Source organism: Phenylobacterium ferrooxidans (assembly GCF_042714595.1).
GTDB classification, from domain to species: domain Bacteria; phylum Pseudomonadota; class Alphaproteobacteria; order Caulobacterales; family Caulobacteraceae; genus Phenylobacterium; species Phenylobacterium ferrooxidans.
On sequence record NZ_JAOTJD010000035.1, the window covers coordinates 1 to 12,123 of the forward strand.

At 67.8% G+C, this 12,123-nt stretch carries 13 protein-coding genes; 6 read left to right on the forward strand and 7 right to left on the reverse strand.

Features of this window, described 5'->3' with window-relative positions:
- Window positions 1-181 precede the first annotated feature (181 nt).
- Window positions 182-622: an endonuclease domain-containing protein gene (locus tag OCL97_RS16485; protein WP_377370949.1), complete on the forward strand. Its 441-nt coding sequence runs from the start codon at window positions 182-184 to the stop codon at window positions 620-622.
- Window positions 623-649: 27 nt separating this feature from the next.
- Here OCL97_RS16485 and OCL97_RS16490 read toward each other — a convergent pair whose 3' ends face one another.
- From OCL97_RS16490 to OCL97_RS16505, 4 genes are all read right to left on the reverse strand, one after another.
- Window positions 650-1,819 carry a pyridoxal-phosphate-dependent aminotransferase family protein gene (locus tag OCL97_RS16490; RefSeq protein ID WP_377370950.1) on the reverse strand — a complete coding sequence of 390 codons (1,170 nt, stop codon included), beginning with the start codon at window positions 1,817-1,819 and terminating at the stop codon, window positions 650-652.
- 97 nt (window positions 1,820-1,916) lie between these two features.
- Window positions 1,917-2,693, reverse strand: a complete 777-nt coding sequence (locus OCL97_RS16495) for a tyrosine-protein phosphatase (RefSeq protein WP_377370951.1) — start codon at window positions 2,691-2,693, stop codon at window positions 1,917-1,919.
- 52 nt (window positions 2,694-2,745) lie between these two features.
- Window positions 2,746-2,919 (reverse strand): oxidoreductase-like domain-containing protein, encoded by a 174-nt coding sequence (locus OCL97_RS16500; protein ID WP_304783928.1) that lies wholly within the window; start codon window positions 2,917-2,919, stop codon window positions 2,746-2,748.
- Between the two features lie 119 nt (window positions 2,920-3,038).
- Window positions 3,039-4,493 carry an AMP nucleosidase gene (locus OCL97_RS16505; RefSeq protein WP_304783925.1) on the reverse strand — a complete coding sequence of 485 codons (1,455 nt, stop codon included), beginning with the start codon at window positions 4,491-4,493 and terminating at the stop codon, window positions 3,039-3,041.
- Between the two features lie 113 nt (window positions 4,494-4,606).
- On the opposite strand from OCL97_RS16505, the gene OCL97_RS16510 reads away from it, so the two are divergent.
- From OCL97_RS16510 to htpX, 3 genes are all read left to right on the forward strand, one after another.
- A complete protein-coding gene (locus OCL97_RS16510) occupies window positions 4,607-5,860 on the forward strand; it encodes a dicarboxylate/amino acid:cation symporter (RefSeq protein ID WP_304783923.1) in 1,254 nt (417 codons plus the stop codon).
- Window positions 5,861-5,935: 75 nt separating this feature from the next.
- The gene (locus OCL97_RS16515) at window positions 5,936-7,444 is read left to right on the forward strand and encodes a putative bifunctional diguanylate cyclase/phosphodiesterase (RefSeq protein ID WP_377370952.1); all 1,509 of its coding nucleotides are present in this window, start codon (window positions 5,936-5,938) and stop codon (window positions 7,442-7,444) included.
- A gap of 56 nt (window positions 7,445-7,500) precedes the next feature.
- A complete protein-coding gene (gene htpX, locus OCL97_RS16520; protein WP_377370953.1) occupies window positions 7,501-8,436 on the forward strand; it encodes a zinc metalloprotease HtpX in 936 nt (311 codons plus the stop codon).
- Here the strand turns inward: htpX and OCL97_RS16525 are convergent.
- Window positions 8,433-8,672, reverse strand: a complete 240-nt coding sequence (locus OCL97_RS16525) for a DUF2188 domain-containing protein (protein WP_377370954.1) — start codon at window positions 8,670-8,672, stop codon at window positions 8,433-8,435. The genes htpX and OCL97_RS16525 overlap by 4 nt on opposite strands.
- A gap of 80 nt (window positions 8,673-8,752) precedes the next feature.
- On the opposite strand from OCL97_RS16525, the gene OCL97_RS16530 reads away from it, so the two are divergent.
- Window positions 8,753-9,331 (forward strand): class I SAM-dependent methyltransferase, encoded by a 579-nt coding sequence (locus OCL97_RS16530; RefSeq protein ID WP_377370955.1) that lies wholly within the window; start codon window positions 8,753-8,755, stop codon window positions 9,329-9,331.
- A gap of 34 nt (window positions 9,332-9,365) precedes the next feature.
- Here OCL97_RS16530 and OCL97_RS16535 read toward each other — a convergent pair whose 3' ends face one another.
- Entirely contained in the window at window positions 9,366-10,406 is a 1,041-nt protein-coding gene (locus OCL97_RS16535; protein WP_377370956.1) for a ribonucleotide-diphosphate reductase subunit beta, read from the reverse strand.
- Window positions 10,407-10,539: 133 nt separating this feature from the next.
- On the opposite strand from OCL97_RS16535, the gene OCL97_RS16540 reads away from it, so the two are divergent.
- The gene (locus tag OCL97_RS16540) at window positions 10,540-11,199 is read left to right on the forward strand and encodes a glutathione S-transferase family protein (RefSeq protein ID WP_377370957.1); all 660 of its coding nucleotides are present in this window, start codon (window positions 10,540-10,542) and stop codon (window positions 11,197-11,199) included.
- 9 nt (window positions 11,200-11,208) lie between these two features.
- Here OCL97_RS16540 and OCL97_RS16545 read toward each other — a convergent pair whose 3' ends face one another.
- On the reverse strand, window positions 11,209-12,057 hold the full coding sequence (locus OCL97_RS16545; RefSeq protein WP_377370958.1) for a lipid A-modifier LpxR family protein: 849 nt from the start codon (window positions 12,055-12,057) through the stop codon (window positions 11,209-11,211).
- Window positions 12,058-12,123 lie beyond the last annotated feature (66 nt).

Here is a 12,123-nt window from a genome sequence, read left to right on the forward strand (position 1 = left end):
CAAACACCAAGGAGACATCTGCAGAATCCGCTTCGACCTAAGATTTCGACTCCAACGCCATATGCGATTCCCCTGCCAATGAGGGGGAGAGGGTAGGGTGAGGGGGCCGTCGAACCGCTGAAGTTTCTAGAACAAAAGACGAACATCTGGCAGGTTCGTCACACAAGCAGGGACGGCTCCCATGACCCGAGACGCGCCGACCGACAGGGCCCGCGACCTCCGCGCCACCCAGACGCAAGCCGAGGCCATACTCTGGCGATCCCTCCGCAACCGTCGCCTCGGCGGCTGGAAGTGGCGGCGGCAGTATCCCGTCGGCCGCTACATCACCGACTTCACCTGCCTAGAGGCCCAACTCATCGTCGAGCTCGACGGCGGCCAGCACTCAGAAGCCGTCGTCTATGACGACCGCCGCACGGCCTTCCTCGAAAGCCAGGGCTTCCGGGTGCTCCGCTTCTGGAACCATGAACTCTACGAGCACAGCTCTGACGTCTGCGACGTCATCCTGCGTCATTGCGGCGGAGAGACCCCCTCACCCTACCCTCTCCCCCAAGGGGGAGAGGAGAGATCACCCGCAAACCTCCAGCCATCCCCTCCTCTCCCCCTCTTGCGGGGGAGAGGGTAGGGTGAGGGGGCCGTCGAACCGCTAAGCCTAGGGGAGCTTCCCCTGCGCCGCAGCCACCGCCGCGGCCGCGTCAGCCTTGAACCCCTGGGCGTTCAGCGCCTCGCACAGGGCCGTCAGGCAGACCCGCACGTGCCAGGCCGTGGCGGACGCGCCCATGAGCCCGATCCGCCAGATCTTGCCCTTCAACGGGCCGAGGCCGGCCCCGATCTCCAGGTCCCACTTGGCGAGCACATAGGCGCGCACGGCGGCCTCATCGACGCCCTCGGGCACGATGACGGCGTTCAGCTGCGGCAGGCGATGGGCGGGATCCACCAGGAACGTCAGCCCCGCGGCCTCGATCCCGGCGGCCAGGGCCTCGTGGCTGCGCGCATGGCGCACCAGCACCGCCTGCTGGCCCTCCTCGAACAGGGCCACCAGGCTCTCATGCAGCCCATACAAGGCATTGATCGGCGCCGTGTGGTGATAGGTCCGGCCGCCCTCGCCGCCCCAGTAGGACATCAGCAGATTGAAATCGAGCAGCCAGTTGCGGACCTTGGTCTTGCGGCCCGAGATCGCCGCCTGGGCCCGGGGCGACAGGCAGATCGGCGACAGGCCAGGGGGCGCCGAGAGGCACTTCTGGGTGCCGGAATAGATGACGTCGGCGTCCCAGGCCGCCGCGTCCACCGTGATGCCGCCCAGCGAGGTGACGCAGTCCACCACCGACAGGGCGCCGTACTTGCGGGCGAGCGCGCAGAGCGCGGCGGCGTCGCTCTTGGCGCCGGTCGAGGTCTCGGCGTGGACGAAGGCCAGCACCTTCACAGGCGCCCCGGCCATCGCGGCCTCGATCCTTTCCGGGTCCACCGGCTGGCCCCATTCGAACTCGACCTTGATCACCTCGGCGCCGGCCCGGTCGGCCATGTCGGCCATGCGCCCGCCAAAGGCGCCGTTGATGGCCACCACCGCCCGGTCGCCCGGCTCCAGCAGGTTCATGATCGCCGCTTCCATCCCCGCCGTCCCCGGCGCCGGCAGCGGCACACAGGCATAGCCTTGGGCGTTGAACAGCCGCGACAGGCCCGCCTTGATCTCCTCCATCAGGTTCTGGAACTCGGGGTCCAGGTGACCGATGGTCGGCCGCGCCAGGGCCGCCAGCACGCGCGGGCTGACGTCGGAGGGGCCGGGCCCCATCAGGATGCGGCGCGGCGGCTGGAAGCTCTGCATGAGATGTCCCCGAAGAAAATGCCGGCGACGATTAGGCCGCGAGGGGAGGAAGGGGAAGGCGTTTTCGCCACGAATCTCGGTGCGCAGGGGAGGAAAACTACCCCAGGATCCGCGCCTCGATCTTGCCGCGCAGGACGTTGTCCACCTCCAGCACCTCCTCCAGATACCGATCGATGCCGCCGTGGCTTTCGGAGATCACCGCCAGGCCGTGGTCCAGATAGTCAGGGTGGACGCTGGCCGCCTGCCGCAGGGCCTCGTCGTCCACATGCTTGCCGGTGAGGTCCAGGATATAGGTCCGCAGGAAATCGGTCCGCGCGGCCATCCGCGCCTCGTTGTTGGTCATCAGGTAGTCGTGGAGCGTGTCGTCGCGGTGGACGCCGGCGATGTGGTGGGTCAGGGCGCAGACCAGGCCGGTGCGGTCCTTGCCCGCCGCGCAGTGCACCACCAGGGCGCCGTCGCTCTCGGCCAGCGCCCGGAAGTAGCGGCGGAACAGGTCCACATGGCGCGGCTGGTGCGGGGCTTCGCGGTAGAAGCCCAGGCTGTCGCGCCGGAACCACTCGGCGTCCACCCGCTCGGCCGCCGCGATGGCCTCGGCCCAGTCCTGCTCCACGCCCTCGATGTCGTTCTCGATCACCTCGCCGGCGAAGCCCGGCCAGCGCCGCGACGGCTCCCGGTCCCGCTCGCGGCGGCGGCGCAGATCCACGATGGTGGCGATGCCCAGCTCGGCCATCTTGGCCAGGTCGGCGGCGGTGGCCTGGCCGTGATTGGCCGAGCGATAGACCACGCCGGCCTTCATGCCGCGTCCGCAGGCGGTGTCGTAGCCGCCCAGATCACGGAAGTTCTCGATGCCTTCGAAGTCGATGTGCCGGGTCATGGAATTTGTCTAACGCCGCGACCCGGCGGAAGGCAATCTTGACCGGCGCCGATCAATCCTCGGCGGGGATCGCGTCCGGGTCCAGGCCCAGCGCCCGCACCCGGGCCTCCCAGCGCTCGGTCGCCGTATCATAGTAGTCGAAGATGCACGGATAGCAGCCGCGCCGGCAGCACTCCATCGGATCAGGCTTCGTCGGACGCTTCGGAACGGTGGGTTGGTCGGTCATCGTCGGTCGGATGTTGCCACATGTTGGTCAGTTGGCGGGCCGGTTTTTCCTTGCCGGGCAAGGCTTGGCGGCCACCCGCCGTCAAACCCGTTTTCTTCCATCCACGGCCACCGACATGTTCAGCGGAACGGCGGCTCGTCGAAGCTCCGCAGCTTGCGCGAATGCAGGCTGGCGCCCTCCTTGCGCAGCAGCGCCATGGTGGCGATGCCGATCTGCAGATGCTGGCCGATGGCCCGCTCATAGAAGGCGTTGGCCTGGCCGGGCAGCTTGATCTCCCCGTGCAGGGGCTTGTCGGAGACGCAGAGCAGGGTCCCGTAGGGCACCCGGAACCTGTAGCCCTGGGCGGCGATGGTGGCGCTCTCCATGTCGATGGCCACGGCCCGGGATTGGTTGAACCGCAAGGCGCTGACCGAGTAGCGGAGCTCCCAGTTGCGGTCGTCGGTGGTGACCACGGTCCCGGTCCGCAGCCGCTTCTTCAGCACCTCCCCGGTCTCCCCGGTGACCAGCTCGGCGGCCTTGCCCAGCGCCACCTGCACCTCGGCGATGGGCGGGATCGGGATGGCCGGCGGCAGGACGTCGTCCAGCACGTGGTCATCGCGCAGATAGGCGTGGGCCAGCACATAGTCGCCGATGGTCTGGCTGCCGCGCAGGCCCCCGCAGTGGCCGATCATCAGCCAGGCCTGGGGCCGCAGCACCGCCAGGTGGTCGGTGATGGTCTTGGCGTTGGAGGGGCCGACCCCGATGTTCACCAGGGTGATCCCCGCCCGGCCCTGCGCCATCAGGTGGTAGGCCGGCATCTGGTGGCGCCGCCAGGATCCGTCGGCGATCTGCTGCTCGGGGTTCTCGCTGTCGGCCGTCACCACCACCCGGCCCGAGGCCGAGAGCTGGGTGAAGGGGCTGCCCGGCGCCCGCAGCTGCTCGCAGCCCCAGCGGACGAACTCATCCACGTAGCGGTGGTAGTTGGTGAACAGGATGTACTGCTGCACATGCTCGGCCGGCGCCCCGGTGTAGTGGGTCAGGCGCGCCAGGGAGAAATCGGTCCGCAGCCCGTCGAACAGGGCCAGCGGACGGGCTTCCTCAAGGGCCGGGCTCCAGAAGCCGTCAGCGATCTCGTCGCCGATCTGGGAGAGCTCGGTGGTGGGGAAATAGCGGGCGATGTCGGCCGATCCGATGTCGGCCATGGCGATGTCCACGGCCCCGTCCAGCACATAGGGGAACGGCATTTCCTGGCTCGAGCGGCCCACGCTGATCTCGACCTTGAAGTCGGTCAGCAGCAGGGTGATCTGCTCCAGGAGGTAGTCGCCAAAAAGGTCCGGGCGGGTCACCGTCACCGCATAGTTGCCGGGCGCCGACAGCCGGGCATAGGCGCGGCTGAGCCGGGGGTAGGTCTGGCCGTGGGGCCAGGTCAGGCGCAGCTCGGGATAGACGAAGGCGCCGGCCGCCCGGACCGCCGGGTCGGGGGGCGGGCCCCCGGCCAGGAAGGTTTTCAACGCGTCTCGCAGGGCGGTGACGGTCTGCTGGTACTCGGCGCTCAGCTTGGCGACGATCTCCGCCGCCTGGGTCTCTGGGTTCATGGCGCACTTTAGCGCAAGAAGGCCAAGGTTTCGAGACAGGGCGAGCGTCGGGATGGACGCGAGGCCGCATCCCGGCGACAAAGGCCCGACAGGTTCGCTGCTAAGGGTTTGCCATGAATCGCTTGTTCACCGCCTTCATCGTCGGCGCCATGATCCTGGGCGTCGCCGTCGGCTGGGGCGTGAACCAGTACGCGACCCCCGAGCAGGCCAAGGAGGTCGCCTCCAACCTCTCCATCATCACCGACGTCTTCCTGCGGCTGATCAAGATGATCATCGCCCCCCTGGTGTTCGCCACCCTGGTGGCCGGCATCGCCCACATGGAGGACGCCGCCACCGTCGGCCGGGTCGGCGCCAAGGCGATGGGCTGGTTCATCACCGCCTCGATCGTCTCCCTGACCATCGGCCTGATCATGTCCCACCTGCTGCACCCGGGCGCGGGGCTCTCCCTGCCCAACCCGGACGCCGTGGCCGGCGCGACCGTGGATGTCTCGAAGTTCACTCTGCGCGAGTTCATCACCCACCTGGTGCCCAAGTCGATCGTTGAGGCCATGGCCAACAACGAGATCCTGCAGATCGTCATCTTCTCGGTCTTCGTCGGCACCGCCGTGGCCGCCATCGACGACAAGGCGCCGGCGGTCCTGGCCCTGGTGGAGCAGATCGCCACCATCATGCTGAAGGTCACCGGCTATGTGATGAAGACCGCTCCGCTGGCCATCTTCGCCGCCCTGGCCTCCACCATCGCCGTCCAGGGCCTGGAAATTCTCGGCACCTATGCGGCCTTCGTCGGCGGCTTCTACCTGTCGCTGGGCATCCTCTGGGCCCTGCTGGTGGCGGTGCTGATCCTGATCGTCGGCCCGCGCGGCATGAAGCTGGTGGCCGCGATCCGCCAGCCGGCCCTGCTGGCCTTCTCCACCGCCTCCTCGGAAGCCGCCTATCCGCGCACCCTGGAGGAGCTGCAGAAGTGGGGCGTGTCGCGCAAGGTGGCGAGCTTCGTCCTGCCCCTGGGCTACTCCTTCAATCTCGACGGCTCGATGATGTACTGCACCTTCGCGGTGCTGTTCATCGCCCAGGCCTACGGCATCGATCTTTCCATCGGCCAGCAGCTCACCATGCTGGCCCTGCTGATGGTGACCTCCAAGGGCATGGCCGGCGTGCCACGCGCCTCCCTGGTGGTGATCGCCGCGACGCTCTCCTACTTCAACCTGCCCGAGGCCGGCCTGATCCTGATCCTGGCGGTTGACCACCTGCTGGACATGGGCCGCTCGGCCACCAACGTGGTGGGCAACTCCGTCGCCGCCGCCGTGGTCGCCAAGTGGGAGAACCAGGTCGAGCTCCCCGAGCCCGAGCCAGAACCCAAGGTCGCCTAGTCGACTCTCGTTAACGGTCGATTCTGGGCTTCTGAGTCAGAACTACGCCTGGGAGAGACCTCCCGGGGGCCGACCATGGCGAGCGAAAGCTCGACGCACGAGATCGAGCAGGAACGCCACGCACGCCGCGAGGCCGAGGCCCTGCTCGAGATTCGCACGGCGGAACTGCGCCAGGCCGGCGACGCCTTTCAACAGATGAGCTCGGCGCTAGGTGTGCGGGTCGCTGAGCTCGAGGCCGAGCGCTCTCTGACCCTGCACCTGGCGCGGACCGACGCCCTGACCGGCCTGCTCAACCGGGGCGCCTTCACCTCGGCCCTGATCGAGCGACTGGAGGACGCCCATGAGACTACGACCCGCGTCGCCCTGTTCGTCCTGGATCTGGACCGCTTCAAGCATCTGAACGACACCCTGGGCCACCACGCCGGCGATCTGTTGCTGAACGAGATCGGTATGCGGCTGAGGGCCCAGGCCCAGCCCGGAGACCTGGTGGCCCGCCTTGGCGGCGACGAGTTCGCCCTGATCAGCGCCACGGCCGACGTCGCCGGCCGGGCCGGGCAGATCACGGCCGCCCTCGCCCAACCCTATTGGATCTACGGCCGCACGGTGGCCCCGAGCGCCTCCGTGGGCGTGGCGGTGTTCCCCGACGACGCCGTCGACGCCACCGAGCTGCAACGCTTCGCCGACATGGCCCTCTACCGCGCCAAGGCCGGCGGCGGCCGCCGCGCCTCGGTCTTCGACACCCAACTGCGCGACGCCAGCAACCGGCGCAACAGCCTGGAGACCGACCTTCGCCGCGCCATCCCGGAAGGTGAGATCGTCCCCTGGTATCAGCCGGTGGTGAACGCCCAGGACAGCCGGATCGTCGGGGTCGAGGTGCTGTCGCGCTGGAACCACCCGCAGCAGGGCCTGCTGCTGCCGGGAACCTTCGTGCCGCTGGCCGAGGAACTGGGCCTGATCGGCCAGATGGACGCCGCTGTGTTCGCCGCCGCCTGCCAGCGCGCCGCTCCGTGGGTGGCGCAGGGCCTGATCGACACCATCTCCTGCAACGTATCGCCCCGGGAGCTGCTGGACCCGTCCTTCTCCCGCAACCTGATCCGCCGCCTGCGCGCCACCGACCTGCCCGCGACGGCGCTGACGGTCGAGATCACCGAGACCTTCCTGGTGGACGACCTGGATCTGGCGCGGCGCCACATCGAGCGGCTGGCCTCCTGCGGCATCCGCGTCGCCCTGGACGACTTCGGCACCGGCTATTCCAACCTGCGCGCCCTGATGCAGCTGCCGATCCACACCGTGAAGCTGGATCAGTCCTTGATTGGCGACGTCGGCCGCGAGCCGCGCGTGTCCAAGCTGGTGCGCTCCATGCTGCAGGCCGCCACGTCCCTGGACATCCGCATCGTCGCCGAGGGGGTGGAGGACGAGGCCCAGGCCCTGTTCCTGCGCGCCGCCGGCTGCGACCGCTTGCAGGGCTTCCTGTTCGCCCGTCCCATGCCTGCCGAGGCGGTGGAGGCGCGGCTTCGCGAGAGTGCGGCGATGTCGGGGCCGCTCCCCGCTGTCGCACCGGCCCGGTTGCGCCGGGCGGTCTAGCCTCCCGGCTGACGCCACCCCATATCTTCTGGGACCACAACGGCCCCAAGAGACCCATGCACAACCACCTTCGAACCTTCATGCTGCTGGCGGCGATGACCGCCCTCTTCGTCGGCGCCGGCTATCTCATCGGCGGCGCCGGGGGCATGGCCATCGCGCTGGCCCTGGCAGTGGCGATGAACGCCATCAGCTACTGGAACGCCGACAAGATCGTGCTGCGGATGTACGGCGCGAAGGAGGTCGACGAGAGCCATCCCGACCGGCTGATCGCCAACTTCGCCGCCGACGTCCACGCCCTGGCCGACGGCGCCGGGATGCCGCGGCCGAAGGTCTATCTGATCGACTCCGACCAGCCGAACGCCTTCGCCACCGGGCGAGACCCGGAACACGCCGCCGTGGCCGCCAACCTTGGCCTGCTGCGCATGCTGGACCGCCGGGAAATCCGCGGCGTGATGGCCCACGAACTGGCCCACGTGAAGAACCGCGACACCCTGACGATGACCGTCACGGCCACCATCGCCGGGGCCATTGCGGCGCTCGCCAACTTCGCCTTCTTCTTCCAAGGCAATGACCGCGACCGGCCAGGCGGGATCCTCGGCGTCATCGCCATCGCCATCCTAGCGCCCATCGCCGCGGCCCTGGTGCAGATGGCCATCAGCCGCCACCGGGAGTACAGCGCCGACGCCGACGGGGCGGAGATCAGCGGCGAGCCGGAGGCGCTGGCCTCGGCCCTGCAGAAGATCGACGCCTACGCCCGCGGCGGCATGGTCAACCATCAGGCCGAGCGCAATCCCGCCACCAGCCACATGTTCATCATCAACCCCCTGTCGGGCCAAGGAGCGGACAACCTGTTCTCCACCCACCCGGCGACGCAGAACCGGGTGGCCGAACTGATGAAGCTGGCCGGCCGGGCGCCGACGATCAGCGGCGGCCCACGTCGCTCGGGCACGGCGGTGCCGGTAACCCCCGCCGAACGGGGTCCCTGGAGCTAGCCCTTGACCTCGGTGGTCGGCCGATCATGGCCGTCCACCTGCTCTTCGTGCCACTTGCCGTCGGCGGTCTCAAAAGAGATGGCCGCGTCGGTTCCGGGGACCTTCTGCTCGCGGGCCACGCGGATGGCGGCGGCGCGAGCGGCGTCATGGCTGGGGAAGGTCTCGGAGTAGACCCCGTCTGACCGGTAGGCCCAACCGCCGTCATGTTCGACGATCTCGTAGACAACCTTGCTCATGACGCGCTCCGCTTGTTTTGATGTCACGGCCTGAACGGTCGAGGTGGCAAGGTCGATCCACGGAGGGGAAAGCACAGGCGATGGGAGATGAAACCCACGACCCGGAGACGCTGGCCTTCTATGACCGGGACGCTGCGGCCTATGCGGGGCGGCGATTGCCCAAGGTCTCCCAGCGGCTCACCGACTTCCTGGCGGCCTTGCCGGCCGGCGCCCATGTTCTCGACCTCGGCTGCGGGGGCGGTCAGGACAGTGAGGTGATGCTGGCGGAGGGGTTCGAGGTGACGCCTCTCGATGGGTCGAGGGGTTTGGCGGAGATCGCCAGCGCCAGGCTGGGGCGGCCGGTCCGGGTCCAGCTCTTCGAGGACATCGAGGACGAGGCGGCCTTCGACGCGATCTGGGCCAACGCCACCCTGCTGCACGTGCCCACGCCGGGCCTGCCGCAGGTGCTCGCCCGCGTGCGCCGGGCCCTGAAGCCGGGCGGGATCTTCCATGCGAGTTACAAGGCCGGCGAGGGCGGTGGCCGCGACACCCTGGGACGTTACTTCAACTTCCCGTCGGAGGCCGACCTGCGGGCCGCCTACGGCCAGGCCGGACCCTGGGCGGGCCTCACGATCCGTCAGGGCCTGGGCCACAGCTATGAGAATGAGGAGCGGACCTAGTTGCACGTCGCCGTGGTAAGGCCCGCCTGAGCCCCTATTCGGCCGGCACGTTCTCGCTGCGACGCGACAGGCTGCGGTCGAACTCGGCCCAGACCCCGGCGTCACCGTGCCATTGGCCCTTGGTGGCGGCCTTGGAATATTCCGTCGAGCGGGCCTCGAAGAAGTTGGCGTGCTCCACCCCCGACAGCATGGACTGGAGCCAGGGCAGCGGGTTTTCCTTCACCCCGCCGAACACTTCGGGCAGGTGCAGCTGGCGCAGGCGCCAGTCGGCGATGAAGCGGATATAGGCCTTGATGTCGTCCGGGGTCATGCCCTGGACCTCGCCGGCGGAGAAGGCCAGGTCGATGAACTTGTCCTCCAGGCCCACCACCGTCTTGCAGCAATCGATGATGTCGTCGGCCACGCTCTTGGTGACCACGCCGGTCTCGGCGTTGAAGGCGTGGTAGAGCTTGATGATGCCTTCGCAGTGCAGGCTTTCGTCGCGCACTGACCAAGAGACGATCTGGCCCATGCCCTTCATCTTGTTGTGGCGCGGGAAGTTCATCAGCATGGCGAAGCTGGCGAACAGCTGCAGGCCCTCGGTGAAGCCGCCGAACATGGCCAGCGTCCGGGCGATGTCAGCGTTCGTCTCGACGCCGAATTTCTGCATGTAGTCGTGCTTGTCGCGCATCTCCTGGTAATCCAGGAAGGCGGTGAACTCACTGTCGGGCATGCCGATGGTTTCGAGCAGCAGGGCGTAGGCCGCGATGTGGATCGTCTCCATGTTGGAGAAGGCCGACATCATCATCTTCACTTCGGTCGGTTTGAAGACGCGGGAATAGCGCTCCATGTAGTTGTCGTTCACCTCGACGTCCGACTGGGTGAAGAAGCGGAAGATCTGGGTCAGCAGGTTCCGCTCACGGTCGTTGAGCTTGGTCGCCCAGTCCTTGCAGTCCTCGCCGAGCGGGACCTCTTCCGGCATCCAGTGGACCTGCTGCTGCTTTTTCCAGAACTCATAGGCCCACGGATAGCGGAAGGGCTTGTAGGCGTAGGAGGGGGTGAGCAGGCCCGGCAGAGCAATTTTAGAGGCGGTCACAGGCGGACTTTCCAACTGGCGGAATCGACGGACGGGGCGTTATCGGATTAACTTTAGCCATCGATCCACGACAACATCTAGCGGCGAGTTAACGCACCCACCCAAGATGTTGTGAATTGCATGGGGATAGACAGTGGCCAACGGCATCACCCTCTATGGCGCGCGGGGTTCGGGCGCGGTCCCCGTCGAGGCCACCCTGACCCTTCTTGAAGTCCCCTACAGTCTGGTCGACGCCTACACCTGGGACCACGACGACCCGGCCAGCGGCGACCAGGTGTTGAAGGCCAATCCCATGCGCCAAGTTCCGGCCCTGGTGCTGCCGTCTGGCGAGACCATCACCGAGAGCGCAGCGATCCTGATCTGGCTGGCCGAGACCTATCCTCAGGGCCGGCTGGCCCCGCCCCCGGGCGATTCGAAGCGAACCCAGTTCTTGCGCTGGATGACCTTTGTCTCCTCGGCGATCTACTCCCTCTATTGGGTGAAGGACGATCCCGCGCGCCTGGTCCCGGATCCGGCCGGTCACTCGGCCCTGGAGGAACGGGTTTTGAACCGCATCTCCGACTGCTGGGGGATCATGGACAGTCAGGTGGAGCCGGGACGCTACATCCTGGGGGACGATCTGAGCGTGCTGGACCTCTATGTCGCCGCGGTCTCGCGTTTCCGACCGCGGCGGAGCCGGTTCTACGAGGTTGCGCCGAAGATGGGCGAGGTGGTGCGCCGGGTGGATATCGACCCGCGGCTCCATGCTCTGTGGAAGGACCGCATGGGCTTCCACGAGGGCTGGGAGGGCTGACGCCGGAGGCTAGTGGCGCGGCTTGATGGACAGCGAGAAGGCCACCATCGAGTCGTCCTTGGTCTCCTGGCCCCACACCATGTGCTGACCCTTCACCTCACGGTGGATGTAGCCGAAGGAGGTCTGCATCGAGCCCTTCCGCCAGCCGACGCCGAGCTGGGCGTCGCCGATCAGGGCGCTGGAGGGATCGGTGGACCAGCCGGCGCCGTTCCAGTCGCCGTTGTTGCGCTGCATGTTCAGACCCACCGCGCGCCCGCTGGCCGCGGCGAACAGATACCAGCGGCCCTCGTTCCCGAACGCGGAACCGTCCCGGACGCCCATGGCGCCCAGGCGGGACTTCAGGCCGTCGGACGCCTTCTGGCCAAGGGTCAGCATGGCCCCGGCCTCGGCCGAGCCGCCGACGCTGGACATGCCAAGGCCCGCATGGGGCGTCACCGAGACATCATAGCGCGCGGTGGCGAAGCTGACGGCGTCGGGCCAGTCGCGGGTGACGGCGATCTCATAGGCCTGGGCCTGGAATTGCGCGTGATCGACATTGATCGGCAGGCCACCGGGCGAATGCATGGCGCCGCCCACCGAGAGCCTGAGCGAATCCACCGCCACGCCGTTGTCGGCCAAGGTGATTTGGCTGTTGTCCCAGCGCACGGGGCCGTTCGGACCGTAGGTCTCACGATCCAGGAGATTGCCGATGGGGTCGTTACTGTCGCCGTGCGGCGTGAAAGTTCTGATTTGGAAGGCCGCGCTCATCAACTGCGCGGCGTCGGAATCCAGGGTGAGCGGTGTCGACTGCGCGAAGGCGCTCGTCGCGCCCATCCCACAAATCCCGAAGACGGTGGCCAGCCCAGCCATCGACCTCATGAGGCCTTCTCCCCTTGCCACGTCGCCAAGCGTGCGGCCTGCCGACATCCTTCCACGCCTGGAGAA

What these genes read in the sequence shown, in the direction of transcription:
- OCL97_RS16510 (WP_304783923.1), top strand. Translation starts at nt 4,607, where the DNA reads ATGAATCGCTTGTTCACCGCCTTCATCGTCGGCGCCATGATCCTGGGC.
- OCL97_RS16495 (WP_377370951.1), bottom strand. Translation starts at nt 2,693, where the DNA reads ATGACCCGGCACATCGACTTCGAAGGCATCGAGAACTTCCGTGATCTG.
- OCL97_RS16500 (WP_304783928.1), bottom strand. Translation starts at nt 2,919, where the DNA reads ATGACCGACCAACCCACCGTTCCGAAGCGTCCGACGAAGCCTGATCCG.
- OCL97_RS16505 (WP_304783925.1), bottom strand. Translation starts at nt 4,493, where the DNA reads ATGAACCCAGAGACCCAGGCGGCGGAGATCGTCGCCAAGCTGAGCGCC.
- htpX (WP_377370953.1), top strand. Translation starts at nt 7,501, where the DNA reads ATGCACAACCACCTTCGAACCTTCATGCTGCTGGCGGCGATGACCGCC.
- OCL97_RS16525 (WP_377370954.1), bottom strand. Translation starts at nt 8,672, where the DNA reads ATGAGCAAGGTTGTCTACGAGATCGTCGAACATGACGGCGGTTGGGCC.
- OCL97_RS16545 (WP_377370958.1), bottom strand. Translation starts at nt 12,057, where the DNA reads ATGAGGTCGATGGCTGGGCTGGCCACCGTCTTCGGGATTTGTGGGATG.
- OCL97_RS16490 (WP_377370950.1), bottom strand. Translation starts at nt 1,819, where the DNA reads ATGCAGAGCTTCCAGCCGCCGCGCCGCATCCTGATGGGGCCCGGCCCC.
- OCL97_RS16530 (WP_377370955.1), top strand. Translation starts at nt 8,753, where the DNA reads ATGGGAGATGAAACCCACGACCCGGAGACGCTGGCCTTCTATGACCGG.
- OCL97_RS16485 (WP_377370949.1), top strand. Translation starts at nt 182, where the DNA reads ATGACCCGAGACGCGCCGACCGACAGGGCCCGCGACCTCCGCGCCACC.
- OCL97_RS16515 (WP_377370952.1), top strand. Translation starts at nt 5,936, where the DNA reads ATGGCGAGCGAAAGCTCGACGCACGAGATCGAGCAGGAACGCCACGCA.